We start from the raw sequence: 373 nt of genomic DNA, 5'->3' as shown, positions 1-373 counted from the left end.
AAACTCTTTCAAACGCGGTGTTCTCGGTTTAATAAAATTATTGATCAAGAAATAAATGTTATTCAGTTTTCAAAGAACGGATCCATGATGACTTACGTCATCTAATGGAGGTTAGCGGGATCGAACCGCTGACCTCCTGCTTGCAAAGCAGGTGCTCTCCCAGCTGAGCTAAACCCCCATCAAAATGGGCCTAAATGGACTCGAACCATCGACCTCACGCTTATCAGGCGTGCGCTCTAAACCAGCTGAGCTATAGGCCCATAAATTATTCTTATGGATTGAGAGTAGACCTCTCAAAACCAAACAAAGTTTCATTTAACAAATCGTGTGAGTTTCCGTAATTTTCCTTAGAAAGGAGGTGATCCAGCCGCAG

At 43.2% G+C, this 373-nt stretch carries 2 tRNA genes; both read right to left on the bottom strand.

Annotated elements, in window-relative coordinates:
* Positions 1–105: 105 nt before the first annotated feature.
* A tRNA-Ala gene (locus LACPOB_RS0101500) sits at positions 106–178 on the bottom strand.
* A 7-nt stretch (positions 179–185) separates the two neighbouring features.
* Positions 186–260: transfer RNA gene (locus LACPOB_RS0101495), tRNA-Ile, on the bottom strand.
* Positions 261–373: the final 113 nt, after the last annotated feature.

Origin of the sequence: Ligilactobacillus pobuzihii E100301 = KCTC 13174 (genome assembly GCF_000349725.1) — a bacterium.
GTDB lineage: Bacteria > Bacillota > Bacilli > Lactobacillales > Lactobacillaceae > Ligilactobacillus > Ligilactobacillus pobuzihii.
The sequence above is the reverse complement of the archived record's forward strand: the minus strand, read 5'-3'. Positions and strand labels throughout refer to the sequence as shown.